This window comes from Streptomyces sp. Sge12, assembly GCF_002080455.1.
In the GTDB taxonomy this organism is placed as follows: domain Bacteria; phylum Actinomycetota; class Actinomycetes; order Streptomycetales; family Streptomycetaceae; genus Streptomyces.
In genome coordinates this window covers 3,783,256-3,807,092 of sequence record NZ_CP020555.1, presented here as the reverse complement: position 1 = coordinate 3,807,092, position 23,837 = coordinate 3,783,256, and the positions used below count along the sequence as shown (strand labels likewise).

Below are 23,837 nucleotides of genomic sequence, written 5' to 3'. Positions count from 1 at the left end.
GATCGGTGCTGATCCCTTGATCAAGGTGATGGCCCGACTGCCGTCTCGATAAGACGGGGCAATCGGGAAGAGCGGGTACGCATGAGGGCAATAGGGATTGCGGCGGTGAGACTGCCTCGCGCGTACAACCCTGATGGGGGGACGCGTGTCCAACTGGCGTGGCAGAGGCACTGCTCGAACCAGTCGTCCGACCGGCGCAGATCGGGATCATCCCGTCGCGCCGGGGTCTCCGCGCGCCCGGCGGCGGTTTCCCCGTGATCGTGCCCGTCCCGCCGGCGGGGCCGTCAGAGGCGCCCGTACGGACCGCCGTACCGATCCTGGGCGGCCTCGTGCCCGCACCGCGCGACAGCGCTGAGGCGGACGGAGCAGCCAAGAGCGAGACGGCCGAGGTGGTGGCCGGCACCACCGTCGACCACCTCACCGCGACCTATCAGGCGCACTACCGCTCGCTCCTGGGCCTGGCCGCGCTGCTCCTCGACGACACCGCCTCCTGCGAGGACGTGGTCCAGGAGGCCTTCATCCGGGTGCACTCCGCCCGCAACCGGGTCCGCGACCGGGAGAAGACCCTGGCGTACCTGCGCCAGACCGTCGTGAACCTCTCGCGGTCCGCCCTGCGCCGCCGCATCCTCGGCCTCAAGCTGCTCTCGAAGCCGATGCCCGACATGGCGAGCGCCGAAGAGGGCGCGTACGACCAGCTGGAGCGGGACGATCTGATCAAGGCGATGCGCGGGCTGCAGCGCCGCCAGCGCGAGGTGCTGGTCCTGCGCTACTTCGCGGACATGACGGAGGCCCAGGTCGCCGAGACGCTCGGGATATCGCTCGGCTCGGTGAAGGCGTACGGATCGCGGGGCATTGCCGCGCTGCGGGTGGCGATGGAGGCTGCGCAGTCATGATGGACGACCACACTTCGCGGGGCGCATCGGCAACACCGGGCGGGGAGGACGAGCTGCGCATCCTGCTGCGCGGGGCCGTCGAGGGCCTCCAGCCCTCCACCGACGCGCTGGAGCGACTGCGCCACGCCGTCCCCGCGCGCCGGACCCGTAACCGCCGGGCCGCCTTCGTGGGCGCCGCCGCCGCGGTGCTGCTCGCCGGGAGCGCCATCCCGACCGTCCTGCACCTGTCCGGAGCCGGCAGCGCGGCCGACGACCACCCGGCCATGGCCGGGCACGGGGAGGCCACGGGGGACCGGCGCGACGCGCACGCCTCCGACCCGCACCAGAACGGATTCGGGGACCGCCCGAGGTCGAGCCGCTCCTTCGGCGACGTCCCGGCCATCGGCGGTGTCACCGGGCAGCCGGACGCACCGGTGGGCTCCCCGGCGGGCGGTCAGACGGCCGGCCCGTCGGGTACCGGTACGACCGCCGGACCCGGTGGTTCCGCCGGGTCGGCGATGGGCTCGGGCCCGATGCCGCCGGTCGCGGCGCCGGGCGTGCCCGGGTGCGGTGCGGTCCAGCTCGGGGTGGTGGGCTCGTCCCGGCCCCCGGAGAACGACGGCAGGGTGTACGGCAGCTTCCGGGTCGCCAACGTCTCGACGCAGGCCTGCGCGGTCACCGGCCAGGACACCGTCACGGCCGCCCCGGCGGCCGGGGCCGGAACCGCCTCGGGCCCCGCGGTCGCGGTGGTCGGCCACACGGCGGGGGACCCGGCGACCGGCCTGTTGCCCGATCCGTCGGCGGCGTCCGCGGCCCTCGTGCTCCCGCCGAACACCGCGTACGAGGTCCGCTTCGCATGGGTGCCGTCGGGGGAGACCTGCGCACCGGGGAACCCGGACGCGGGCGGGAAGCCGCCGCAGACCGACTCCGCGGGCACCTCGGCCGGCGCGGGCAGCGGGATCGCCTCCGACCCAGGGGCCGGAGCGGGCCAGACGCCGTCGGGCGTGGCCGTCTCGCACACCCCGCAGCCGGGGGCCGCGACCACCCGGACGACGATCCCCGAGGCCTGCGGCGGAACGGTGTACCGGACGGGCGCGATCCCGGTGTCCTGAGCGACGCCCTGCCGACCGGTCGCCATGCCGACCGGTCGGATGGACGTCGGGCAGGCCGCGCGGGTCGGGCAGTTTTATACCTACGCGGCGGGTGCCACCAGGCCGGCTTCGGCGTCGCGGATGGTCTCCACCTCGCGGCGGTAGAGCCGGAACCACATGAAGAGCACGAAGGCGGCGAAGACGAACCACTCGCCGGTGTAGCCGAGGTTCTGGAAGGCCTTCAGGTCGAGCCCGGTGTTCGTCGGCGCCTGCGCAGGCACCGGAACCATCCCGTCCGACGGGGTCTGCACGGTCAGCCAGGCGTCGTACAGGTCGTAGGCGACGAGGTTGACCAGCGAGGCCGCCCCGATCACCCCGAGCTGCCCGGCCGGCAGCCCGCCCTGGGTGTGGGCGCCCTTGGTGCCGGAGTTCTCCGACGCCTGCAGGGCCCCGGTGACCTCGACCCGCCCGGTGGGCGGGGCCGGCGCCTTCGCGGGATCCGCCGCCCCCGGCAGCCAGCCCCGGACCACCGGGACGGCCTTGCCGGAGTCGGTCTTCAGCAGGGTCAGCACGTAGAACCCGGACTCGCCGTCCAGTCGGCGCTCGGGCACCAGCAGCTGGTCGCCGTACTCCCCGGCCGCGGCGGCCAGCCGCCCGGAAGTCGTCTTGTCGACCGGGAGCAGCGACTCCAGGGGCTCGGCCACCTGGTCGGCGGGCCGCTCGGCGGACGCCTCCCGGTGGCTGTCGACGCGGTCCTCGAAACGGCCGAGCTGCCAGGAACCCATGAACAGGCAGAAGGGGACGGCGAGCGCGACGAAGACGTTGATCCCCCACCAGCGCGGGGTCAGGAGAAACCGGTGCACCCCACCACGGTACGGGGGGTGCACCGGTCGCCCTCCCGCAGGGTCAGTGCGGCAGGTGCTTCAGCGCGAACTCCAGCTCCATCCGCACCTGCTTGATCCGCTCCTCCACCACCAGCGAGCCGTGCCCGGCGTCGTAGCGGTACACCTCGTGCACCGCCCCGCGCGCCGCGAGCCGGTCCACGTAGTTGTCGATCTGGCGGATCGGGCAGCGCGGGTCGTTCACCCCCGCCGCGATGTGCACGGGCGCCTTCACGGCGTCCACGTACGTCAGCGGCGAGGACGCCTCGAAGCGCTCCGGGACCTCCTCCGGCGTGCCGCCGAAGAGGGTGCGGTCCAGGGCCTTCAGGGCCTCCATCTCGTCGTGGTAGGCCGTCACGTAGTCCGCGACCGGTACGGCGGCCAGCCCCACGGCCCAGGCGTCCGGCTGCGTACCCAGGCCCAGCAGGGCCAGGTACCCGCCCCAGGACCCGCCCGACAGCACCAGGCGCGCCGGATCCGCGAGACCGGAGGAGACCGCCCACGCGCGGACCGCCTCGATGTCCTCCAGCTCGATCAGCCCGACCCGGTGCTTGAGCGCGTCGGTCCACTCGCGGCCGTAGCCCGTCGAGCCGCGGTAGTTGACCCGCACCACGGCGAAGCCGTGGTCCAGCCAGGCCGCCGGGGTCGACGCGAAGGAGTCGCTGTCGTGCCAGGTCGGTCCGCCGTGGATCTCGAAGATCGTCGGGAAGGGGCCCTCGCCGTGGCCCGCCGGCCGCTGCGCGAGCGCGTGGATCCGCCCGCCCGGGCCCTCGACCCATACGTCCTGGACCGGCAGCGAACCGGGCGCCCGGAAGCCGGGCGGGTCCAGTACGACCCCGCCCGCGGTGGACCGTACCGTCGAGGGCTCGGCCGCCGAGGACCACAGGTACTCCACCGTCCCGTCGGGGCGCGCGGTGGCTCCCGACACCGACCCCGGCGGCGTGTCCACGCGTACGAGCTCGCCGGCGGCCAGGTCGTAGCGCCACAGCTCGCTGCGCGCCTCGAAGCTGTGCGCGACCAGCAGGGCGGAACCGTCCGGGTACCACTCGGCGCTCACGTCGCCCGGCAGCTCGATCGCGAGCTCCTCCTCGGCGCCGGTTGCCACGTCCCAGATCATCGGCTCCCAGCGGCCGCGCCGCTGGTGGCCGACGAGCAGCCGGGTGTCGCCGACGACCGGCGCGAAGCCGAGGACCTCCAGGCCCAGCTCCTTCGTCCCGCCGGCGGAGTCGTCCAGCTCGGCGACGGTGCTCCCGTCGAGGGTCAGGACGCGCAGGGAGGAGTGCATCGCGTCGCCGTGCTCGGTGTGCTCCACGGCCACGAGCGTTCCGTCGCGGGACAGGTCGCCGACGCCGGCCGACTCCCGGTGCCGGTAGATCACGGTGGGCGCGGAGCCGTCCGGCCGGACCACGTGGACCGTGGAGCCGCCCTCGTCGGTGGAGCGCCCCACGACGGCCGTCCCGTCCCGCCCGATGGCCAGCCCGGCGGGGTACGAGGGCTCCAGGCCCGGGGTGGCCGGTTCGTCGGGGCCGCCCGCGAAGGGCTGGCGCACCCAGGTGCCGAACTCGTCGCCGTCGGTGTCGGAGAACCACCAGATCCACTCGCCGTCGGGGGAGAGGGTGCCGTCGGTGGTGCCGTTGGGGCGGTCGGTGGCCTGTCGCTGCCCGCCGGTCGCGCGGTCCCAGGCGTAGATCTCGAAGGTCCCGGTCGCGTTGGAGACGAAGAGCGAACGGTCCGGGGCGTCCTCGGCCCAGTCGGGGAGCCCGACGCGCGGTGCCCGGAACCGCTTCTCCCAGTCGGGCATGTCGGGGGTCATCTCGCTGTCGCTGGTCATGCGCCCATTGTGGCCGCAGCGGTCCCCCGGATGCCGACCGCCCGGAACGGGCGCAGAGTGGAACGCATCGGCCGTCCCGTCCGAGGAGGAACGATCATGGCCAAGAAGGCCCACACCGGCCACCACCGCCATCAGGACTCCGAGCGCGCGCAGGCCAAGAACACGGCCGCCGAGGCCCGCGCCAAAGCCGCGGTCCGGGACATCCACAGCACCGCAGCGAAGACCCGCGGCATGCAGCAGAAGGCCCAGGCCAAGCGCGGCTAGAGGTGGTGTCCCGTCGATCGGGCCGGGCCCGCGTTGTCCGGCCGATCGGCGCGGCAGCGCCTAGGCTGGCGCCATGCGGATGATCGTCCGGGGCGCCCGGCTGCTGCACACCCACGGCCTGTGCGACGTCGAGGTCGCGGAGGATGGCCGCATCGCGCGGGTGGTCCCGTACGACGACCAGAAGGAACCACCCGCCACCGGCATCCTCATCGAGGCCCACGGCGGCCTGCTCAGCGCCCCCTTCGTCGAGCCCCACATCCACCTGGACACGGCCCTGACCGCCGGGGAGCCGCGCCCCAACGCCTCCGGCACCCTCTGGGAGGGCATCGCCTGCTGGAGCGAGCGCAAGCAGACCCTGACCCGCGAGGACGTGATCGCGCGGGCCACCGAGGTGCTGCGCTGGCAGGCCGCCCACGGGGTCCTGCACGTGCGGACCCACTGCGACATCACCGACCCGGACCTCACCGCGCTCGACGCGCTGCTCGAGGTCCGCGACCGGGTGCGGGACTTCATGACCCTGCAGATCGTGGCCTTCCCGCAGGAGGGCATCGTCTCCTTCCCCGGCGGCGAGGGACTGCTGCGCGAGGCCGTGGCCCGCGGCGCGGACGTCGTGGGCGCGATCCCGCACTTCGAGGACACCCGCGAGGACGGCGTGGCCTCGCTGCACACCGCCTTCGCGCTGGCCGAGGAACACGGCCTGCGGGTCGACGCGCACTGCGACGAGATCGACGACGAGCAGTCGCGCTTCGTGGAGGTGCTGGCCACCCTGGCCCTGCGCTCGGGGCTGCGCGGCCGTGCCACGGCCTCGCACACCACGGCCATGGGCTCCTACAACGGCTCCTACAGCTACAAACTGCAGCGGCTGCTCTCCCGCTCCGGCATCAACCTCGTCTCCAACCCCTTCGCCAACCTGGGCCTCCAGGGCCGCTTCGACGCCTATCCCAAGCGCCGCGGCCTCACCCAGGTCAAGGAGATGCTGGCGGCCGGGGTCAATGTCGCCTTCGGCCACGACGACGTGATGGACCCCTGGAACCCGCTCGGCACCGCCAACCCCCTGCAGACCGCCCTCGTCGGGCTGTACGCCGCCCAGCTCACCGGCGGCGACGAGGTTCCGCTGGCCTTCTCGATGGTGACGGAGCGCGCGGCGCGGGTGCTCGGCCTCGCGGAGACGGAGTACGGCATCACCGCGGGCGCCCCCGCCTCCTTCGTCCTGCTCCCGGCCCCGTCGCCCGAGGAGGCGATCCGCCGCCAGGTCCGCCCGCGGTACGTCGTCTCGCGCGGGACCGTCCTCGCCGAGACCCCGCCCGCCCCGACCCGGCTCAACTGGCCGGGGGAGCCCCCGTCCGAGGTCGACTTCGGCCGCCGCCTACGCTGACGCCCCATGAAAACGTGGATTCTTGACACCGCATCGGCCCGCGCCGCCCACGAGATCGCCTCGGAATACGCGGACACCACGCTGCTGAACCATTCGGTCCGCTCCTACGCCTTCGCAGCCCAGCACGCGCAGCAGCACGGGCTGGCGTACGACGCGGAACTCCTCTACGTCAGCGCCCTGCTGCACGACCTGGGCCTGACCGCGCCCTTCGACAGCCACACCCTTCCCTTCGAGGAGGCGGGCGGGCACGTCGCGCGCGTCCTGACGGCGGGCCTGGGCTGGCCGGCGGCCCGCCGGGCGCGCGCCGAAGAAATCATCGTCCTGCACATGCGGGACGACGTGAGCGCGGCCGAGGACGTGGAGAGCCACCTGCTGCAGGTCGGCACCAGCGCGGACGTCTCGGGCCTGGGCCTCGCCTCCTTCGATCCCGCCTTCACCGCCGACCTCCTCGCCGCGTACCCGCGGGGCGACTTCGGCGCCGCGTTCCTGGCCCTCGTCGAGGACCAGGCCGTGCGCAAGCCGGACTGCGCGGCCGCCGCGTACGTGGCCGGCGGCGCGGCCACCCGTATCGCGGCCAACCCGCTGGACCGGCCGCAGGCGTAGGCCCGTACGCGGGGGTCACGCATATCGCCCACGGGGTCGGATAGCGTGCCCGCATGTCGTGGGACGAGGACGGAACACCACACCCGCTCGCACTGCGCCGCACCGGCCGCAGCGAACTGGAGCCGGACCGGCTGCCCGAGATGCGGGAGCTGGAGGTGCTCGGCTGGGAGCCGGCGCCCGAGGACCTGCGCTGGGTGTTCCTCCCGTACGTCTGGCCCCCCGCGGCCCGCACCTGGATCCCCGACCGCTCCACCCACTGGGCGGTGGACACCTCCCTCGACGGCCGCGGCCACATCACCGGCGTGGAGTGCGCCCCGCTGCCCGAGCCCGACCTCCGGGACCTCGACCGGGAGGCCGACGAGGCACTCGCCGCGCTCGGCCTCCCGCCCCGCCCGCGCGGCCGCCTCTGGCTGCTCCGCCCGGTCGGCCCCTTCAACACCGTCGGCGCGCTGCTGGCCCACCTCGACGCCCTGGCCTCCGCGGCCCCCGCCGAATCCCTCCTCGCCCTGACCCGGACCACCCTCGCGGAGCTCGCCGAGCCCTGAGCCGTGCCGCGTGGCTACTCTGGATGACAGGGGGCACTGCGGGAGGCGATCTCATGCGTCGGCGCCATCACTTCCACATCGACCACCACGGGCACTCGGTGAGCGCCACGGTCCAGACGGGGCACACCGCCGTCGTGGAGGTCCTGGTCGACGGCAAGGAGACCGGCTACGCCACGACCCACCACGACCACCCGGTGACCGTCCACGTCGAGCTGCCGACGGACCCCCCGACCCAGGTCACGGTCCGCGCGACCCCCGGCCCGGGCCTCCCGCGCTGCATCTTCGAGGCCCCGGCGACGGAACCCCACATCATGTCCCCGCGCCCCTACTGACCCCACCGCCACGCACAAAAGCCAGAGGCCCTCTCCCCGAAGGGAAAGGGCCTCTGGCCTTGTACTCAGCTGTCGGGGTGGCGGGATTTGAACCCACGACCTCTTCGTCCCGAACGAAGCGCGCTGCCAAGCTGCGCTACACCCCGATCGCCGCCTTTGCAGCGCTTGCTGCCCTGGCGACATCGATTACTTTAGCGGACCTCTCGCCGGAGACGAAATCCGGTTTTCGCGGGGCGGTCGCGGGGCCAGGCGCGACCGTGGGCGGTAGTGGTCCGCCGCGACCAGGACGAGGCCGAGGGTGTAGAAGGCGGCGCCCAGGACCAGGGCGTTCACGGCCACGCGGGCGTAGCCGTACTGGGCCACGTCGATGAAGGGGTACGGGTACCGGCGGGCGGTGCCGGGGGCGAGCAGGGCGCCGCGGGTCAGCGCGAAGGCCGCGTACGCCAGCGGGTACGCCAGCCACAGCGCGGCGTGGCGCGGGCGCAGGGTGCGCGGGGCGGTGAGGAGGAGGAAGTCCAGGAGGACGCCGGCCGGGGTGACCGTGTGGAGGAGCTGGTTGGCCACGGCCCGGGCGCCGGTGAGCCTGTCGAGTTCGGCGACGACGTTGAACGGGCTCGACGGGTTGGCGAGGACCAGGTGGAAGACGAGCCCGGTGATCAGGATGAAGAGCAGCACTCCGCCCCGGTAGAGGGGAGCGATGTCGGGCCGGCCCTGCCGGGCGCGCGCCGCGGACGCCCCGAGGACGACCGCGACCAGGATGTTCGTCCAGATGGTGAAGTAGCTCAGGACGACGGGCACGCTCCCGTACGCGCAGTCGATCACCAGCCCCGCCACGGCCGCCGCGCAGATCAGACCGCGGAACACCGCCGGGACGAGGCGCGACGGTGCGGTCATCCCGGCAGCGTATTACGCCTGCGGCGTCAGGGTCAGGAGCGTCGCCTCGGGCGGGCAGGCGAAGCGGACCGGGGTGAAGCGGTTCGTGCCGCAGCCGGCCGAGACGTGCAGGTACGCGCGGTTGCCCTCGGCCTCGTGCGTGGAGAGCCCCTTGACCCGCTTCGTGTCCAGGTCGCAGTTGGTGACGAGGGCCCCGTAGAAGGGGATGCACAGCTGCCCGCCGTGGGTGTGGCCCGCGAGGATCAGCGGGTACCGGTCGGCGGTGAAGGACTCCAGGACGCGCAGGTACGGGGCGTGCACCACGGCCATCGAGAAGTCCGCGTCCGCGTCCGGGCCGCCGGCGACCTCCGCGTAGCGGTCGCGCTTGATGTGCGGGTCGTCGAGCCCGGTGAAGGCCAGCTCCACGCCGTCCAGCTTCAGCCGCGCCCGGGTGTTGGTGAGGTTCAGCCAGCCCGCCGCGTCGAAGGCGTCCCGCATCTCCTCCCACGGGTTGTGGACGGCGCCGACGACCGGCTTGTTGCCGTTCAGCCCGTGCCGGCCCTGTGCCTTCTCCAGCAGGTAGAGCCCGGGATTGCGCAGCCGCGGCCCGTAGTAGTCGTTCGACCCGAAGACGTACACGCCCGGGAACTTCATCAGGGGGCCCAGCGCGTCGAGCAGCTCGGGGATGCCCTCGGTGTCCGAGAGGTTGTCGCCGGTGTTCACGACGAAGTCGGGGCGCAGCCCGGCCAGGGACTGGAGCCAGGCACGTTTCTTGCGCTGTCCGCCGACCATGTGGATGTCGGACACCTGGAGTACGCGCAGCGGGCGCATCCCCCGGGGAAGAACAGGAATCGTGACCCGGCGCAGGCGGAAGGACCGCGCCTCGAAACCGGCGGCATAGGCCACACCCGCGGCCCCCACCGCAGCGATTCCCGCAGCCGCCTTCAGGGGTACTCCGTAACGCGCACGCATGGACCCATCGTCGCAGACCCGGAAAACAGGTGAGCGCCATCCGCCCCGCACCTGGCAGACTCACCTGTATGACCACGCTCAAGGCCAAGCTCCAGGAAGACCTCACGACCGCCATCAAGGCGCGTGACGAGCTGCACTCGTCCACGCTGCGCCTGACCCTCTCCGCCATCACCAAGGAGGAGGTCGCGGGCAAGGAAGCACGCGTGCTCTCCGACGAGGAAGTCCTCAAGGTGATCGCCAAGGAGGCGAAGAAGCGTCGCGAGGCCGCCGAGGCCTTCGCCCAGGGCGGCCGCCCCGAGCAGGCCGCACGGGAGACCGCGGAGGGCGAGTTCCTCGACACGTACCTGCCCAAGCAGCTCAGCGACGACGAGCTCGTCGCGATCGTGACGCAGGCCGTCGAGGAGGCCAGGGCCGCGGGTGCCGAGGGGCCGCGGGCCATGGGCGCCGTCATGAAGATCGTGAACCCGAAGGTCGCCGGGCTGGCGGAGGGCGGGCGTGTCGCCGCCGTCGTCAAGCAGCAGCTCTCGTAGGGCCCCGGAGACGAGCACGAGCAACAGCGGGTAAGAGGGAGGGCCCCGGCCGAAACCGGCTGGGGCCCTCCCTCTTACCCGTCTGCGTACGTACCCGTACCTACTGGTTGTCGCGGCCGCCGACCACGCCGCCGATGTTCGGGTCGATCGAGATCGGCGGGAACGGGGGCTGCGGGTCGGCGCCGCCGCCCGTGGCCCCGTTGGCCCCGGCGGCGGTCTGCCCTCCGGGCCGGCCGCCGGGCTTGCCGTCACCGCCGGGCTTGCCGGGCTTGGACGGGTTGGTGGACGGCTTGTTGCCGCGCGGGCCTCCGGACGGAACGTTCGGCTCCGGGATGCCGACCGTGGTGAAGTTCGAGGACTCGCGGCCGGACAGCGCGCCGGAGACCGCGTCCTTCCAGATCGGGCCGGGCAGACCGCCACCGAAGACCTTGTCGAAGGGCTTGCCGCCGATCACGATGTTCTCCATCGTGATCTTCTTCGCGCCGCCGGAGCCGACCCACACCGCGCCGGACATGTTCGACGTGTAGCCGACGAACCAGGCGTTGTAGCGGGAGTCCGTCGTACCGGTCTTGCCGGCGCTGTCGCGGTCGCTCAGCCCGGCGCGCTCACCGGTACCGGAGTCGACCACTCCGCGCAGCAGGGTGTTGATGGTGTCGGCGGTCGTCTGCGACATCGCCCGCGAGCACTTGCTCTTCGGCACCGAGAGCGCCTTGCCGTGCGCGTCGGTGATCGACTCGATGGCGGTGGGGGTGCAGTAGACGCCGCGGTTGGCGAAGGTCGCGTACGCGTTGGCCATCGTCAGCGGGGACATCTCCTCCGCGCCGAGGGCGATGGCGGGACCGTCGGCCAGCTTCGCCCCGCTCGCCGGGACCACACCGAGCTTCTGCGCCATCTCCGACACCGGGCACAGGCCGATCTCGGAGATCATGTCGACGAAGTAGGTGTTGATCGACTTCTCCATCGCGGTCCGCAGCGCGTAGGGGCCGACCTCGTCCTCGGTCTCGTTCTCCGCCGCTTCGCCCGTGGTGTTGATGTACTGCGAGCCGTCACAGCGGGAGATCGGGCTCGGGTAGTCCATCTTGTTCGGCGCCGGGTACACCTTCGTCGGCGGCATCCCCTTCTCCAGGGCGGCGGCCGCGATGAACGGCTTGAAGGTCGAGCCGACCTGGAAGCCGAAGTTCGATCCGCCCATCCGCTTGTCCACGGAGTAGTTGATCTGGGTCTCGTTCTTCCCGAAGCCGTAGGGCTTGGACTGACCCATCGCCAGTACCCGGCCGGTGCCCGGCTGGACCAGGGTCACGGCCGTCGCGATCGCATCGTCCTGGTAGACGTGGTCCTTGATCGACTCGTTGGCGGCGTCCTGCGACTGCGGGTCCAGGGTGGTGCGGACCGTCAGGCCGCCCTGGTTCCAGACCTTCGCCCGCTCCTCGCGCGTCTTGCCGAAGGCCGCGTCGGTCAGGAACGAGTTGCGCACGTAGTCGCAGAAGAAGCCCGCGCCCTTGACTGCGGTGATGCAGCCGTTCTTCGGCTTGGTGACCTTGAGGGTGAGCGGCTTGGCCTTCGCCGCGTCCGCCTCGGCCTGCGAGACGTCCTTGGTGTCGGCCATCCGCTGGAGGACGATGTTGCGGCGCTTCGTCGCTTCCTGCGTGTCGTTCACCGGGTCGTACCGGCTCGGCGACTGCACGACGCCGGCCAGCATCGCGGACTCCTCCAGGGTGAGGTCCTTGGCCGGCTTGCTGAAGTAGCGCTGGGCGGCGGATTCGATTCCGTAGGCCTGCTGACCGAAGTACGTGATGTTGAGGTAGTTCTCGAGGATCTTCTTCTTCCCGAGCTCCTCCTCGACCTGGATCGAGTACTTCAGTTCGCGGATCTTGCGGCCGAGGCTCTTCTCCTGGGCCTCGCGCACCTTGGTCTCGTCGTCGCCGGCCTCTTCGACGAACACGTTCTTCACGTACTGCTGGGTGAGCGTGGAGGCGCCCTGTGCGGCGCCGCCCTCCTGTGCGTTGCGGTTGACCGCGCGCAGGATGCCCTTGAGGTCGACCGCGCCGTGCTCGTAGAAACGCGAGTCCTCGATGGCGACGATCGCCTTCTGCATGTACGGGGAGATGGCCGTGAGGGGGACCACCTGGCGGTCGCGCGAATAGATGGTGGCGATCAAGCCACCCTCGGCGTCCAGAATCGTGGTCCGCTGGCTCAGCGGCGGAGTCTTGAGATTGGCCGGGATCTCATCGAATCCCTCGACCGTCCCCTTGGCCGCGAGGCCCAGGGCGCCTGCGGCCGGAATCGCCATGCCGGCCAGTACAACCCCGGAGAGAACGGACACCCCGAGGAACTTGGCGGCCTGCTGGCTCCCCGTGAGCCCGCCGCCCGAGCGCTTCTTTCCCATAGGGGGCAGCCTACGTTCTGATTCGCCGGACACACGCGAATGCCTTGGCCTAAGCTGTCCCCAACTGTCACAGCAGTGTGGTGCGACATCAACCCCTCGGCTTGATTTTCACCCTTCCCGAATGGGGTGGACACATGTCCGAATCTGGCCCCTCTGCTGAAGTCGAACCGACGATTGCACCCGAATTGCCGGAATGGTCGGGCATGTCGCCGGATCACTCCGTCGGGTGATCTGCCGCTTACCCATAGTCCGTTCGGACCATTCAAGATTGGGCCCGTCGGGGGTGTTGCACTGTGCCCGCCTTCCGTAACGTCCTCAACTGGCAGCGGTGAATATGCCGCTACCGCCGTGGGGGAGCCTCGATTCGGGAGAGGACGGCGCCGGGATGGGCTGGGTTACCGACTGGAGTGCGCAGGCAGCCTGCCGCACTACCGATCCGGATGAACTATTCGTTCAAGGAGCGGCACAGAACAGGGCCAAGGCGGTGTGCACCGGATGTCCGGTGCGGACCGAGTGCCTGGCCGACGCGCTCGACAACCGTGTCGAGTTCGGCGTGTGGGGCGGAATGACCGAGCGGGAACGACGCGCGCTGCTGCGCCGGCGTCCCACCGTCACCTCGTGGCGACGGTTGCTCGAAACCGCACGTACGGAGTACGAGCGCAGCACGGGCATCCTCACCATGGATGCAGACGCGGAGATCGACGTGTCGTACGAGACTTACGCGGCAGCCGGGTAGACCACACGGCCGCCACGACGTACGAACGCCTACGCTCCGGCCGGTACACCGGCCGCGAGTCGCTCTCCGATCGCCCGCAGCCCGGCGAGGTCGTGCACATCGCCGGGCAGGGCAGCCACTTCCGCCACCGCCACTTCGGGGTGCAGCGAGGTGAAGCGATCGCGTGTGCGCTGTTCGCGCGCGATCACCTGCATGCGCTCGGCGTGCAGGCGCAGCAGTCCTGCCGTGATCCGGTCGACGACCGCGGTGTCGACCGCGATACCGCTGTCCGTGCTACCGGCTCCGGTGTCGTATCCGGTGCCGGGGGAGCCTGTCTCGGGAGAGTCCGCGGTCCGTGTGGTCTGAGCGGTCCGTGCGGTTGGTGCTGTCCGTTCGGTCGGGGTGGACCCGGCGGTCTCGGCGGTTCCCATGGGTTCCGCGCCCGAGTCACGAAGTCCAGCTTTCCCGGACTCCTGATCGACAATGCCGCCTTCTTCAAGATTCTCTGCGGCGGCCAACGCCCGTTCGGCGGACAGCTGGTCGGCGCCACTGCCGTGCACCCGGTTCAGTACCAGACCGGCCAGCGGCATGTTCTCCGCGGCCAGCCGGTCCACGAAGTACGCCGCCTCGCGCAGGGCGTCCGGTTCGGGCGCGGCGACCACGAGGAACGCCGTGCCGGGAGCCTGGAGCAGCCGGAAGGTCGCGTCCGCGCGCGTCCGGAAGCCGCCGAACATCGTGTCCATCGCGGCCACGAAGGTCTGGACGTCCTTCAGGAGCGAGGCCCCCATCAGCTTGCTGAGGGTGCCGGTCATCATCGACATGCCGACATTCAGGAACTTCATTCCGGCCCGGCCGCCCACCTTCGCCGGCGCCATCAGCACCCGGATGAACTTGCCGTCCAGGAAGGACCCGAGCCGCTTCGGCGCATCCAGGAAGTCCAGCGCGGACCGGCTCGGCGGAGTGTCGACGATGATCAGGTCCCAGTCGTCCCGGGCCCGCAGCTGCCCCAGCTTCTCCATCGCCATGTACTCCTGCGTGCCCGCGAAGCCGGCCGACAGCGACTGGTAGAAGGGGTTGGCGAGGATGGCCCGGGCCCGCTCGCCGTCCGCGTGCGCCTCGACGATCTCGTCGAAGGTCCGCTTCATGTCCAGCATCATGGCGTGCAGTTCACCCTCGCCCGCCCCCACGGTCTCCACCCTGCGCGGGGTGTTGTCCAGCGAGTCGATCCCCATCGACTGCGCGAGCCGCCGCGCCGGGTCGATGGTCAGCACGACGGCCTTGCGCCCGCGCCCGGCGGCCCGTACGCCGAGCGCCGCGGCCGTCGTGGTCTTGCCGACGCCGCCCGCCCCGCAGCACACGATGATCCGGGTCTCCGGGTCGTCCAACAGCCGGTCGACCGCCAGCCGCGGCGGAGTGTCCATGCCCACGGTGTCCACCCCCTCGCTCATTCGGCCACCGACTGCTTCCGCAATTCCTTGGCCAGCGCATACAGCCCGGCCAGATCCATCCCCGCACCGAGCAGGGGCAGTTCGTACGTCGGCAGGTCCAGCCCCGTCAGTACGCCGCGCTGCGCGCGCTCCAGCTCCACCCGGCTCGCGTGCTCGGCGGCCTGCGCGAGCAGCGGGTCCACCAGCCGCTCGGCCAGCCCGCCGCGGCGCGCGCCGCCCAGGCCCGCCCGGGACAGCGCCTTCGCCACCTCGGCGCGGTGGTCGCCGGCCGCGCTGCGCAGGGTGTCCTCGTCCAAGTGGTGCGGCCGGACCATGTTGACGATGACCCGGCCGACCGGCAGCCCGGCCGCGCGCAGTTCCTCGATGCCGTCCGCGGTCTCCTGGACGGGCATCTCCTCCAGGAGGGTGACCAGGTGCACGGCCGTCTCGGGGGACTTGAGGACCTTCATGACGGCCTGGGCCTGGTTGTGGATCGGCCCGAACCGGGCCAGGCCCGCCACCTCGTCGTTGACGTTCAGGAAGCGGGTGATCCGCCCGGTCGGCGGCGCGTCCATGATCACGTGGTCGTAGACGTACCGGCCGGCCTTGTCCTTGCGCCGCACCGCCTCGCACGCCTTGCCGGTCAGCAGGACGTCGCGCAGCCCGGGGGCGATGGTCGTCGCGAAGTCGATGGCGCCGAGCTTCTTGAGCGCGCGGCCGGCCGAGCCGAGCTTGTAGAACATCTGGAGGTAGTCCAGCAGCGCCCGTTCGGCGTCGATGGCGAGCGCGAAGACCTCACCGCCCCCGCCGGGCGCCACGGCGATCTTCCGTTCCTCGTAGGGGAGTGCCTCGGCGCCGAAGAGCTGTGCGAGTCCCTGCCTGCCTTCGACCTCCACGAGAAGAGTCCGGCCGCCCTCGCGTGCGAGGGCAAGCGCGAGTGCTGCGGCGACCGTGGTCTTGCCGGTGCCGCCCTTGCCGCTGACCACCTGGAGCCTGCTCACAGCGTCCGAGCCTAATTCCTCCGGTTCCGGTCCGGTGGTGCCGGGTGGTTCTGCCGGAGTGTTCGGGGGCGCGGGCCGCGTCGGCTGCGTCGGTTCCGCGTGCGGCGTGCACCCCGCACGCGAGGCACTACCCTCGCTCCCATGACCAAGAAGTTCGAATATGCGACGGTCCCGCTGCTGGTTCACGCCACCAAGCAGATCCTGGACACCTGGGGCGAGGACGGCTGGGAGCTCGTCCAGGTCGTGCCCGGCCCGAACAACCCCGAGCAGCTCGTGGCCTACCTGAAGCGGGAGAAGGCATGAGCGGCGTCGTCGAGGCGAAGCTGGCCGAGCTCGGCCTGACCCTGCCCGAGGTCGTCCCGCCGCTGGCCACGTACCAGCCGGCCGTGCGGTCGGACTCGTACGTCTTCACCGCGGGCCAGCTCCCGATGATCAAGGGCAACCTGCCGGTCACCGGCAAGGTCGGCGCCGAGGTCTCGGCGGAGCAGGCCAAGGAGCTGGCCGCCACGTGCGCGCTGAACGCCCTGGCCGCCGTGAAGTCCGTCGTCGGTGACCTGGACAAGATCGCGCGTGTCGTGAAGGTGGTCGGCTTCATCGCCTCGGCCCCCGACTTCACGGCCCAGCCGGGCGTGCTGAACGGTGCGAGCGAGCTGCTGGGCGCCGTCCTCGGCGAGAAGGGCGTCCACGCCCGCAGCGCCGTCGGCGTGGCGGTCCTGCCGCTCGACGCCCCGGTCGAGGTCGAGATCCAGGTCGAGCTGGTCGCCGGAGCCTGACCCCTCGGAAGCGTTCCACGAGCCCGGCCGTCCCCGCCCCGCGCGGCGGACGGCCGGGCTCGGCAGCATCCGGCCCGCCGGCGCTCGAGGAGCGGGGACGGGCCCGGCCGCAGCCCTCGAACGCCGGCGCGGCCCGTCCGCGCCGCAGGCCGGAAGGGGTGACCCTCGAACATCGGGCCGGATGGCCGTAGCATCCGCCCATGCCGAATGGTCAGCATGGTCAGCAGCAGCCCCCCGCCGGAGGCCAGTGGTACCCGCCGGAGTGGCCCGACCGCATCCGCGCGCTCGCGGACGGCTCGCTCGTCCCGGTGGAGCCGCGGCGCGCCGCCACCGTGATGCTCCTGCGCGACACTCCCGACGGTCCCGCCGTGCACATGCTGCGCAGGCGGGCCTCCATGGCCTTCGCCGGGGGCGCGTACGCCTATCCGGGCGGCGGGGTCGACCCCCGCGACGAGGAGCACCAGGTCGGCTGGGCGGGCCCGTCGCAGGAGGACTGGGCGGCCCGGCTCGGGACCGACCCGCTCACCGCCCAGGCGATCGTCTGCGGGGCCGTACGGGAGACCTTCGAGGAGGCGGGCGTCCTGCTCGCCGGGCAGACCCCGGACACGATCGTCGGCGACACCACCGGGGACGACTGGGAGGCAGACCGGCAGGCGCTGGTGGGGCGGGAGCTGTCCTTCGCGGAGTTCCTCGACCGCCGCGGCCTGCGGCTGCGCAGCGACCTGCTCGGGGCCTGGGCGCGCTGGATCACCCCCGAGTTCGAGCCCCGCCGCTACGACACCTGGTTCTTCGTCGCCGCCCTCCCCGAGGGCCAGCGCACCCGCAACGCCTCCACCGAGGCCGACCGGACCGTGTGGATCCGCCCGGCCGACGCGGCCGCCGGCTACGACAAGGGCGAGCTGCTGATGATGCCGCCGACCATCTCCACCCTGCGCTCCCTGGAGCCGTACGGGAGCGCCGCGGGGGCGCTCGCCGCCGCCGCCGGGCAGGACCTCGCGCCGGTCCTGGCGCGGGCCGCGCTGGAGGACGGCGAGGTGGTGCTCAGCTGGCCGGGCCACGACGAGTTCACCAAGCGGGTCCGCCCTGCGGGCCCCGCCGGTCCCGCGGATCCCGCGGGCGGCGCAGCTCCCGGAGGCCCCGCATGACCGACGCCGCCGCACTGCCCGGACAGCCCCGCGGAGTGGTCACCTCCGGGCGGGCGACCGCCCGCGCGGTGAACGTCCTGGCTCCCAACGCCTCCGCGATGACCCTCGACGGCACCAACACCTGGCTGGTGTCGGAGCCCGGCTCCGACCTGGCCGTCGTGATCGATCCCGGCCCACTGGACGACGTACACCTGCGGGCCGTCATCGCCGCCGCCGAGCGGGAGGGCAAGCGGATCGCCCTCACCCTGCTCACCCACGGCCATCCCGACCACGCCGAGGGCGCGGGCCGCTTCGCCGAGCTCACCCGTACCAAGGTGCGCGCCCTGGACCCGGCCCTGCGCCTCGGCGACGAGGGCCTGGCGGCCGGGGACGTGATCCGGACGGGCGGGCTGGAGCTGCGCGTGGTGCCGACCCCCGGCCACACCAGCGACTCGCTCTGCTTCCACCTGCCCGCCGACCGGGCCGTCCTGACCGGCGACACCATCCTGGGCCGCGGCACCACCGTCGTCGCCCATCCCGACGGGCGCCTCGGCGACTACCTGGACTCCCTGCGCCGGCTGCGCTCGCTCACCGTGGACGACGGCGTGCACACCGTCCTGCCGGGCCACGGGCCGGTCCTGGAGGACGCGCAGGGCGCCGTGGAGTTCTACCTGGCCCATCGCGCGCACCGGCTCGCCCAGGTCGAGACCGCCGTCGAGAACGGCTTCGTGACGCCGGAGGCGGTCGTCGCCCAGGTCTACGCGGATGTGGACCGGTCCTTGTGGCCGGCCGCCGAATGGTCCGTCCGGGCGCAGCTCGAGTACCTTCAAGATCACGGACTTATCCCCGGAGGGCTCGAATGAACACCGTGTTCCTGCTCGTCGTGCTGGTCGCGACCGCCGGCTGGATCACCTCCACGGTGACCCTGCGGGTGCAGAGCCTCCAGCGCCAGGCGGACCGGGCGGAGCGCCGCCTGGCCCTGGTCCTGGACCACTTCGGCATCGAGGAGCCGGAGCCCGCCGGGATGGACGGGGTACGCGCCCTGCTCGGGGCGGACCGGCAGATCGCGGCGATCAAGGAGTACCGCCGGATCACCGGGGCGGGCCTGGCGGAGGCCAAGCAGGCCGTCGAGGCGCTCGCGGTGACGGAGTCCACCACGTCCACCACGTCCTGAGGCGGGCCCGGCAGGCCGCTCAGCGGCGCAGGCGCGCAGTCTTCGTCCCGTGCCGGGCCGTGTACTCGTCCGCGAGCCACGGACCGAGGTCCTCGACGTACGCGCGCAGTACCTCCGGGTCCGCGACGGGGTCGTCCGCAGCGGCGGCTGCCGCCCGCAGCTGGGCCGCGCGCTCCGGGTAGTACAGGCCGAAGACCTCCGCGGACTCGCCGAGGTCGCTGGTCCAGCCGCCCCACTGCGGCATGACGAGGGTGAAGGCCGTGCGCACCAGGTGCCGAGAGACGAGCCGGCACAGCGTCCGGGACTCCTGCGGGGTCGACGCCTCCCGCACCCGCGTCCGCCACCCGGGCAGCAGTTCGGCCAGGTCCCCGTTGGTCTCGCGGGCGAGCAGGCTGTCCGGACGGTAGCGCGGGAGGTGCTCGGCGAGGTCCGCCCCGAGCAGCGGGGTGCACAGGCAGGCGAGGAACCACCCCAGGTCGAATCGTTCCGCTTCGCTCAGCACGGCGGCCTTGTCCCGGAGCAGGATGCCGACGCCGTCGATCTCCGGGAAGTCCTCGTCGAGCCCGCGCGCGAGCACCTCGGCGGTGTCCCGGTCCTCGTCGGAGGGCTCGTGGTGCAGGACCAGCAGCAGGTTCAGGTCGGAGCGCCCGGGCCGGGCCGTGCCGCGCGGTACGGACCCGTAGAGGTACGCGCTGTGCAGGCGCCGCCCGTACGCCTCGGAGGTGCGCCCCCGTACGGCCGCCACGAGGCCGCGGAACTCGCTCCGTACCTGCCCGAGCGAACCCTCCCGCTCGATGTACCCGTACGCGTCCAGCCCTCTGTGCTCCATGGTTCCACTGTGCCCCTCCGGCCGGCCGGGACGGCCGACCCGGCGCCGTGCGTCAGCCGGACAGCGCTCCTGCGGCGGCACGGGGACGGCACGGGGCGGTCCGGGGCGGTCCGGGGCGGGGAGGCGGGGAAACCACGGAGGGGTCCTGCCCGATCGGGCAGGACCCCTCCAACGGCGGTGGCCGGTGTCAGCGGGAGCGCTTCGCGAGGCGCTCGACGTCCAGCAGGATGACCGCGCGGGCCTCCAGGCGGAGCCAGCCGCGGCCCGCGAAGTCGGCCAGGGCCTTGTTCACGGTCTCGCGCGAGGCGCCGACGAGCTGGGCGAGCTCCTCCTGCGTCAGGTCGTGCACCACGTGGATGCCCTCCTCCGACTGCACGCCGAAGCGGCGCGACAGGTCGAGGAGCGCCCGCGCGACACGGCCGGGAACGTCGGAGAAGACCAGGTCGGACATCTGGTCGTTGGTCTTGCGCAGGCGGCGGGCGACGGCGCGCAGCAGCGCGGTCGCGACCTCGGGCCGGGCGTTGAGCCAGGGCTGGAGGTCACCGTGGCCGAGGCCGAGGAGCTTGACCTCGGTCAGCGCGGTGGCGGTGGCGGTGCGCGGGCCCGGGTCGAAGAGCGACAGCTCTCCGATCAGCTCGCCGGGGCCGAGGACGGCCAGCATGTTCTCGCGGCCGTCGGGGGAGGTGCGGTGGAGCTTCACCTTCCCCTCGGTCACGACATACAGCCGGTCCCCGGGGTCGCCCTCGTGGAACAGGGCGTCACCGCGTGCGAGGGTCACCTCGCCCATGGAGGCGCGGAGCTCCGCGGCCTGCTCGTCATCGAGCGCCGCGAAGAGCGGGGCGCGCCGCAGAACGTCGTCCACGAGTCTCTCTCCTATGTCGACCGGCTCAGGGGACCGTGCTCCCCATTTTGCCGGACGGCTCAAACAGTGCGATCAATCACAAGGATGCCGGACGGACGGGCGTGCTGTGCGGCGAGAGGCCAATCGGAGTCGTGTTACCTGAGGTCCGGGCGGGTGTCAGCGGCCGGCCTTAGGCTGGCCGGGTGTCCAATAAGCCGGTGAGAGCACAGGCCAAGGGGTCCGCCGGAGTGACGGAGCCCCAAAATTCTGCCGTGGGCGAACATGTCCCAGTGAAGACGTCCGCGCGGGCCGCGGCCACCCCTCAGGGCAAAGTTTCGGCCAAGAAACCGAAGTCGGCCAAGCCCGAATCGCGCCTGGCCATGGTGCGCAGGGCGCGGCGCATCAACCGCGAGCTGGCCGAGATCTATCCGTACGCCCATCCGGAGCTCGACTTCCGCAATCCCTTCGAGCTGCTCGTCGCGACGGTGCTGTCCGCCCAGACCACCGACCTGCGGGTGAACCAGACGACCCCGGCCCTCTTCGCCGCCTACCCGACCCCCGAGGACATGGCCGCGGCCGCCCCCGAGGATCTGGAGGAGCTGATCCGGCCGACCGGGTTCTTCCGGGCCAAGTCGAGATCCCTGCTCGGCCTCTCGCAGGCCCTGCGGGACAACTTCGGCGGGGAGGTGCCGGGCCGCATCGAGGACCTGGTGACGCTGCCCGGAGTGGGCCGCAAGACCGCGAACGTGGTCCTCGGCAATGCGTTCGGTGTCCCGGGGATCACCGTGGACACCCATTTCGGCCGGCTGGTGCGCCGCTGGAAGCTGACCGAGCAGGAGGACCCGGAGAAGGTCGAGGCGGAGATCTGCGCGATCTTCCCGAAGAGCGAGTGGACGATGCTCTCGCACCGGGTCGTCTTCCACGGCCGCCGGATCTGCCACGCGCGAAAGCCCGCGTGCGGGGCCTGTCCGATCGCCCCGCTCTGCCCGGCGTACGGGGAGGGCGAGACCGACCCGGAGAAGGCGAAGAAGCTGCTCAAGTACGAGAAGGGCGGCCAGCCGGGCCAGCGGCTGAGCCCTCCCCCGGACTACCCGGGACTGCCGGCCCCGCCGCTGGGCGGCGCCGGGGCGGCCGCGGGCGCGCAGGACGCCGGCGCGTAGGCGCGGATCACCCCGGCACCAAGCACGCAGGGGCGCAGGAACGAAGACGCAGGACGAAGACGCAGGACGAACGCGTAGGAACGAATCGGTACCAGGGCCGCGTTTGCGGTGTGTGGAGACGGTGTTGGACAGGACGACGCGGACAGAGGTGCCCATGACGCGCGGTACGCGGGACGAGACCGGGGCCAGGGTGGGCGCCCGCGAGGGCGGCGCCCCGCCCGTCACCACGGACGGCCTCCCCGGTTGGCTCGATCCCGTCGTCGAGGCGGCCCGGTCCGTCCAGCCGGGCCAGCTGAGCCGCTTCCTGCCGCCCGAGGACGGCGGCGGGCGGCAGTCCGCCGTGCTCGTCCTCTTCGGGGAGGGCCCCCGCGGCCCCGAGCTGCTCCTGATGGAGCGCGCCGGCACCCTGCGCTCGCATGCGGGCCAGCCGTCCTTCCCGGGCGGCGCGCTGGACCCGGAGGACGGCGATCCGCACACCACCGGACCGCTGCGCGCCGCGCTCCGCGAGGCCGAGGAGGAAACCGGACTTGATCCTTCCGGTGTCCAGCTCTTCGGCGTGCTGCCCCGGCTCTACATCCCGGTCAGCGAGTTCGTGGTGACCCCGGTCCTCGGCTGGTGGCGCACTCCCAGCCCCGTCGGTGCCGTCGATCCGGCCGAGACGGCCCGGGTCTTCACGGTTCCCGTTGCCGATCTCACGGATCCCGAGCACCGGGTCATGGCCGTTCATCCGCGGGGTCACCTGGGGCCGGCGTTCACCGTCGAATCGGCTCTGGTCTGGGGTTTCACCGCCGGGGTGATCGACCGGATCCTGCACTTCGCGGGCTGGGAGCGACCGTGGGACCGGTCACGACAGGTCCCACTCGACTGGCGCGCATGAGACGGTGACCCACGTGAACGTGCTGGACATCCTGTTGTTGCTCGCCGCCGTGTGGTTCGCGATCGTCGGCTACCGCCAGGGGTTCGTCGTCGGCATCCTGTCGGTGATCGGCTTCCTCGGCGGTGGTCTCATTGCCGTGTCCCTGCTCCCGCTGATCTGGGACCGGGTGACGGACAACGGCACCCAGGTGTCCACCACGGTCGTCGTGATCGCCGTGGTCGTGATCATCATCTGTGCCTCGATCGGCCAGGCCCTGACCACCCATCTCGGAAGCAAACTGCGCCGCCAGATCACCTGGTCACCGGCGCGCGCGCTCGATGCGACCGGCGGGGCCCTGGTCAACGTGGTCGCGATGCTGCTGGTGGCGTGGCTGATCGGTTCTGCGCTCGCCGGGACCTCGCTGCCCACCCTGGGCAAGGAGGTCCGCAACTCCAAGGTCCTCCTCGGTGTGTCGCGGGTGCTGCCCGACCAGGCGAACACCTGGTTCTCGGACTTCAGCTCCACCCTGGCGCGCAACGGCTTCCCCCAGGTCTTCAGCCCGTTCTCGAACGAGCCCATCACCGAGGTGCGGGCGCCCGACCCGGCACTCGCCAGCAGTCCCGTCGCCGAGCAGGCCAAACGCTCGATCGTGAAGGTCGTCGGCACCGCGCCCAGCTGCAGCAAGGTGCTGGAGGGCACGGGCTTCGTCTTCGCGCCCGGCAAGGTGATGACCAACGCGCACGTCGTCGGCGGCGTCGGCGAGCCGACGGTGCAGATCGGCGGCGAGGGCAAGCTGTACGACGCCAAGGTCGTGCTCTACGACTGGGCGCGCGACATCGCCGTCCTGGACGTGCCGAAGCTGAAGGCCCCGGTGCTGGAGTTCTCCGAGAAGGACGCGGCGAGCGGCAGTGACGCGATCGTCGCCGGCTTCCCGGAGAACGGCGCGTACGACGTCCGCCCCGCCCGCGTCCGCGGTCGGATCAACGCCAACGGCCCGGACATCTACCACCGCGGTACTGTCCGACGGGACGTCTACTCGCTGTACGCGACCGTTCGCCAGGGCAACTCCGGAGGGCCGCTGCTGACCCCCGACGGCAAGGTGTACGGGGTCGTCTTCGCGAAGTCCCTCGACGACCCCAACACCGGTTACGTGCTGACCGTGGACGAGATCCGCGACGACATCCGGATCGGCAAGGACGCCGTACGCCGGGTCGACAGCCAGGGCTGCGCCCTCTGAGTCGCAGTCGCAGCCGCAGCCGGTCCAGCTCCCGTTTCCGCTCCCGCCGGGTCCCTACGTCCGTGGATGGCGCAGGCGCGCGGAGACCCAGCGGGCCCGTCGGCGCAGGATGAGCGGAATCCCGAGGCGGGGGTCGTGGCCGTGC

General features: G+C 72.1%; 26 protein-coding genes and 1 tRNA gene. 17 read left to right on the top strand and 10 right to left on the bottom strand.

Annotated elements, in window-relative coordinates; translation table 11 throughout:
* Positions 1 to 158 precede the first annotated feature (158 nt).
* Together B6R96_RS16840 and B6R96_RS16835 are read left to right on the top strand one after the other, a co-directional pair.
* Positions 159 to 893, top strand: coding sequence for a SigE family RNA polymerase sigma factor (locus B6R96_RS16840; protein ID WP_384679285.1), 735 nt, complete (start codon positions 159 to 161; stop codon positions 891 to 893).
* On the top strand, positions 890 to 1,984 hold the full coding sequence (locus B6R96_RS16835) for a hypothetical protein (protein WP_081522845.1): 1,095 nt from the start codon (positions 890 to 892) through the stop codon (positions 1,982 to 1,984). Before B6R96_RS16840 ends, B6R96_RS16835 begins: the two co-directional genes overlap by 4 nt.
* Positions 1,985 to 2,064: 80 nt before the next feature.
* Here the strand turns inward: B6R96_RS16835 and B6R96_RS16830 are convergent, their stop codons facing one another.
* Positions 2,065 to 2,826 (bottom strand): SURF1 family protein, encoded by a 762-nt coding sequence (locus B6R96_RS16830; protein WP_081522844.1) that lies wholly within the window; start codon positions 2,824 to 2,826, stop codon positions 2,065 to 2,067.
* 43 nt (positions 2,827 to 2,869) lie between these two features.
* Complete coding sequence (locus B6R96_RS16825; protein ID WP_081522843.1) at positions 2,870 to 4,675, bottom strand: S9 family peptidase; 1,806 nt, start codon at positions 4,673 to 4,675, stop codon at positions 2,870 to 2,872.
* A 96-nt stretch (positions 4,676 to 4,771) separates the two neighbouring features.
* On the opposite strand from B6R96_RS16825, the gene B6R96_RS37270 reads away from it, so the two are divergent.
* From B6R96_RS37270 to B6R96_RS16805, 5 genes are all read left to right on the top strand, one after another.
* A complete protein-coding gene (locus tag B6R96_RS37270; protein ID WP_158720973.1) occupies positions 4,772 to 4,939 on the top strand; it encodes a hypothetical protein in 168 nt (55 codons plus the stop codon).
* 73 nt (positions 4,940 to 5,012) lie between these two features.
* Positions 5,013 to 6,314, top strand: coding sequence for a cytosine deaminase (gene codA / locus B6R96_RS16820; RefSeq protein WP_234431593.1), 1,302 nt, complete (start codon positions 5,013 to 5,015; stop codon positions 6,312 to 6,314).
* A gap of 6 nt (positions 6,315 to 6,320) precedes the next feature.
* Positions 6,321 to 6,917: an HD domain-containing protein gene (locus B6R96_RS16815; protein ID WP_030383669.1), complete on the top strand. Its 597-nt coding sequence runs from the start codon at positions 6,321 to 6,323 to the stop codon at positions 6,915 to 6,917.
* Between the two features lie 53 nt (positions 6,918 to 6,970).
* Positions 6,971 to 7,462 carry a DUF5956 family protein gene (locus B6R96_RS16810; protein WP_053701111.1) on the top strand — a complete coding sequence of 164 codons (492 nt, stop codon included), beginning with the start codon at positions 6,971 to 6,973 and terminating at the stop codon, positions 7,460 to 7,462.
* Between the two features lie 53 nt (positions 7,463 to 7,515).
* Positions 7,516 to 7,794 (top strand): hypothetical protein, encoded by a 279-nt coding sequence (locus B6R96_RS16805; RefSeq protein WP_030383667.1) that lies wholly within the window; start codon positions 7,516 to 7,518, stop codon positions 7,792 to 7,794.
* A gap of 72 nt (positions 7,795 to 7,866) precedes the next feature.
* Here the strand turns inward: B6R96_RS16805 and B6R96_RS16800 are convergent.
* From B6R96_RS16800 to B6R96_RS16790, 3 genes are all read right to left on the bottom strand, one after another.
* A tRNA-Pro gene (locus tag B6R96_RS16800) sits at positions 7,867 to 7,940 on the bottom strand.
* Between the two features lie 40 nt (positions 7,941 to 7,980).
* Complete coding sequence (locus B6R96_RS16795; protein ID WP_081522842.1) at positions 7,981 to 8,688, bottom strand: Pr6Pr family membrane protein; 708 nt, start codon at positions 8,686 to 8,688, stop codon at positions 7,981 to 7,983.
* A gap of 12 nt (positions 8,689 to 8,700) precedes the next feature.
* Positions 8,701 to 9,639, bottom strand: coding sequence for a metallophosphoesterase (locus tag B6R96_RS16790; RefSeq protein ID WP_030383665.1), 939 nt, complete (start codon positions 9,637 to 9,639; stop codon positions 8,701 to 8,703).
* Positions 9,640 to 9,707: 68 nt separating this feature from the next.
* Here B6R96_RS16790 and B6R96_RS16785 point away from each other — a divergent pair, with 68 nt between their 5' ends.
* Entirely contained in the window at positions 9,708 to 10,169 is a 462-nt protein-coding gene (locus tag B6R96_RS16785) for a GatB/YqeY domain-containing protein (RefSeq protein ID WP_030383664.1), read from the top strand.
* A 100-nt stretch (positions 10,170 to 10,269) separates the two neighbouring features.
* Here the strand turns inward: B6R96_RS16785 and B6R96_RS16780 are convergent, their stop codons facing one another.
* Entirely contained in the window at positions 10,270 to 12,555 is a 2,286-nt protein-coding gene (locus B6R96_RS16780) for a transglycosylase domain-containing protein (RefSeq protein ID WP_081522841.1), read from the bottom strand.
* A gap of 385 nt (positions 12,556 to 12,940) precedes the next feature.
* Here B6R96_RS16780 and B6R96_RS16770 point away from each other — a divergent pair, with 385 nt between their 5' ends.
* Positions 12,941 to 13,291 (top strand): WhiB family transcriptional regulator, encoded by a 351-nt coding sequence (locus tag B6R96_RS16770; RefSeq protein ID WP_030009547.1) that lies wholly within the window; start codon positions 12,941 to 12,943, stop codon positions 13,289 to 13,291.
* Positions 13,292 to 13,320: 29 nt separating this feature from the next.
* Here B6R96_RS16770 and B6R96_RS16765 read toward each other — a convergent pair whose 3' ends face one another.
* Positions 13,321 to 14,718, bottom strand: a complete 1,398-nt coding sequence (locus B6R96_RS16765; RefSeq protein ID WP_081522840.1) for an ArsA family ATPase — start codon at positions 14,716 to 14,718, stop codon at positions 13,321 to 13,323.
* The gene (locus B6R96_RS16760) at positions 14,715 to 15,698 is read right to left on the bottom strand and encodes an ArsA family ATPase (RefSeq protein WP_030383661.1); all 984 of its coding nucleotides are present in this window, start codon (positions 15,696 to 15,698) and stop codon (positions 14,715 to 14,717) included. The genes B6R96_RS16765 and B6R96_RS16760 overlap by 4 nt, the downstream gene beginning before the upstream one ends.
* 141 nt (positions 15,699 to 15,839) lie before the next feature.
* Between B6R96_RS16760 and B6R96_RS36840 the strand changes: the two genes are divergently transcribed.
* From B6R96_RS36840 to B6R96_RS16740, 5 genes are all read left to right on the top strand, one after another.
* Complete coding sequence (locus B6R96_RS36840) at positions 15,840 to 16,001, top strand: DUF4177 domain-containing protein (RefSeq protein ID WP_007264966.1); 162 nt, start codon at positions 15,840 to 15,842, stop codon at positions 15,999 to 16,001.
* Positions 15,998 to 16,471 carry a RidA family protein gene (locus tag B6R96_RS16755; protein WP_081522839.1) on the top strand — a complete coding sequence of 158 codons (474 nt, stop codon included), beginning with the start codon at positions 15,998 to 16,000 and terminating at the stop codon, positions 16,469 to 16,471. Before B6R96_RS36840 ends, B6R96_RS16755 begins: the two co-directional genes overlap by 4 nt.
* Before the next feature lie 200 nt (positions 16,472 to 16,671).
* Complete coding sequence (locus tag B6R96_RS16750; RefSeq protein WP_051778802.1) at positions 16,672 to 17,616, top strand: NUDIX hydrolase; 945 nt, start codon at positions 16,672 to 16,674, stop codon at positions 17,614 to 17,616.
* Entirely contained in the window at positions 17,613 to 18,458 is an 846-nt protein-coding gene (locus B6R96_RS16745; RefSeq protein WP_081522838.1) for an MBL fold metallo-hydrolase, read from the top strand. Before B6R96_RS16750 ends, B6R96_RS16745 begins: the two co-directional genes overlap by 4 nt.
* Entirely contained in the window at positions 18,455 to 18,769 is a 315-nt protein-coding gene (locus tag B6R96_RS16740; RefSeq protein ID WP_081522837.1) for a ribosomal protein L7/L12, read from the top strand. The genes B6R96_RS16745 and B6R96_RS16740 overlap by 4 nt, the downstream gene beginning before the upstream one ends.
* A gap of 19 nt (positions 18,770 to 18,788) precedes the next feature.
* Here B6R96_RS16740 and B6R96_RS16735 read toward each other — a convergent pair whose 3' ends face one another.
* Entirely contained in the window at positions 18,789 to 19,598 is an 810-nt protein-coding gene (locus B6R96_RS16735; protein WP_081522836.1) for a nucleotidyltransferase domain-containing protein, read from the bottom strand.
* Positions 19,599 to 19,785: 187 nt separating this feature from the next.
* Positions 19,786 to 20,460 carry a Crp/Fnr family transcriptional regulator gene (locus B6R96_RS16730; protein WP_003981529.1) on the bottom strand — a complete coding sequence of 225 codons (675 nt, stop codon included), beginning with the start codon at positions 20,458 to 20,460 and terminating at the stop codon, positions 19,786 to 19,788.
* 269 nt (positions 20,461 to 20,729) lie between these two features.
* Here B6R96_RS16730 and nth point away from each other — a divergent pair, with 269 nt between their 5' ends.
* The 3 genes from nth (at position 20,730) to B6R96_RS16715 (ending at position 23,692) form a co-directional block, all read left to right on the top strand.
* On the top strand, positions 20,730 to 21,599 hold the full coding sequence (gene nth / locus B6R96_RS16725; RefSeq protein WP_237291441.1) for an endonuclease III: 870 nt from the start codon (positions 20,730 to 20,732) through the stop codon (positions 21,597 to 21,599).
* Between the two features lie 154 nt (positions 21,600 to 21,753).
* Positions 21,754 to 22,476, top strand: a complete 723-nt coding sequence (locus B6R96_RS16720; protein WP_053701104.1) for an NUDIX hydrolase — start codon at positions 21,754 to 21,756, stop codon at positions 22,474 to 22,476.
* Between the two features lie 13 nt (positions 22,477 to 22,489).
* Positions 22,490 to 23,692, top strand: a complete 1,203-nt coding sequence (locus tag B6R96_RS16715; RefSeq protein ID WP_030383653.1) for a MarP family serine protease — start codon at positions 22,490 to 22,492, stop codon at positions 23,690 to 23,692.
* The last annotated feature ends 145 nt before the right edge of the window (positions 23,693 to 23,837 follow it).